Annotated in this window: 2 pseudogenes; both read left to right on the forward strand. The window is 60.5% G+C overall.

Annotation, left to right across the window (positions count from 1 at the left end):
* A pseudogene (locus HT737_RS25330) lies at positions 1 to 88 on the forward strand (glutathione S-transferase); the annotation flags it as partial.
* 228 nt (positions 89 to 316) lie between these two features.
* Positions 317 to 1,290, forward strand: a pseudogene (gene hemB, locus HT737_RS25335) (porphobilinogen synthase).
* The last annotated feature ends 96 nt before the right edge of the window (positions 1,291 to 1,386 follow it).

Genomic DNA, 1,386 nt, shown 5'->3' on the forward strand with positions numbered 1-1,386 from the left:
GATCAGCAATTTCCCGAATGTGACCCGGGTGCTGGAGCGGTTTCTGGCGCGGCCGGCGGTTGTTCGAGGCCTGACCATTCCCTCGTAACCCCACACAAATCCCCTGTAGGAGCTGCCGCAGGTGCGATCTTTTGATTTTTGAAGGTCAAAGATCGCAGCCTGCGGCAGCTCCTACAGTGAACGTGTGTTGCCTGACGGATTATTGCGTACCCGGTAATGCTGTCTTGATTGATCCAGGTTTGTACCTGCGCCCGGCGAAGGCATAAGCTTCGCCCCCTACGACTTTCGTCTCATCTTCCGATTTCAGGAAAGCCTCATGTCCAGCCAGTTCCCCGAAGCACGTCCCCGCCGTCTGCGCCGCAATGCGAGCCTGCGCAGCCTGTTCCAGGAAACCGAGTTCAGCCTGAATGATCTAGTGCTGCCGATTTTCGTCGAAGAAGAAATCGATGACTTTGTGCCGATCAAGAGCATGCCGGGGGTGATGCGCATTCCCGAGCGCAAGCTGGCCGGCGAAATCGAGCGTTACGCCCGTGCCGGGATCAAGTCGGTGATGACGTTTGGCGTGTCCCATCATCTGGACGCCAATGGCAGCGACACCTGGCGCGAAGACGGCCTGGTCTCGCGCATGTCGCGGATTGCCAAGGACGCAGTGCCGGAAATGATCGTGATGTCCGACACCTGCTTCTGTGAATACACCGATCACGGCCACTGCGGCGTGATGCACAACCACGAAGTCGACAATGACCAGACCCTGATCAACCTTGGCAAGCAAGCCGTGGCGGCGGCGCGTGCCGGTGCTGACGTGATCGCGCCGTCGGCAGCGATGGACGGTCAGGTGCGGGCGATCCGCCAGGCGCTGGACGCCGCCGGGTTCACCCAGATTCCGATCATGGCCTACTCGACCAAATTCGCCTCGGCGCTGTATGGCCCGTTCCGCGAGGCCGGCGGCAGCGCGCTGAAGGGTGATCGCAAAAGCTATCAGATGAACCCGATGAACCGCCGTGAAGCCCTGCGCGAATCGCTGCTCGACGAGCAGGAAGGCGCCGATGCGCTGATGGTCAAACCGGCCGGAGCGTACCTCGACATCATCCGCGACATCCGTGAAGCTCGAACCTGCCGCTGTCGGCGTATCAGGTCAGCGGCGAATACGCGATGATCAAGTTCGGCGCGCAGGCCGGTGCAATCGACGAGGATCGCGTGGTGCGCGAGAGCCTGGGCGCAATCAAGCGCGCGGGTGCGGACCTGATCTTCACTTACTTTGCGATGGATCTGGCGCTGGCCGGGATCTGACGAATACCGCAGAACCCTTGTGGGAGCTGGCTTGCCAGCGATTGCGTCGGCACAGTCAAAAATCAATGTTGGCTGATCCATCGCTATCGCTGGCAA

Origin of the sequence: Pseudomonas sp. MD195_PC81_125 (genome assembly GCF_014060985.1) — a bacterium.
Classification (GTDB): Bacteria; Pseudomonadota; Gammaproteobacteria; order Pseudomonadales; family Pseudomonadaceae; genus Aquipseudomonas; species Aquipseudomonas parakoreensis.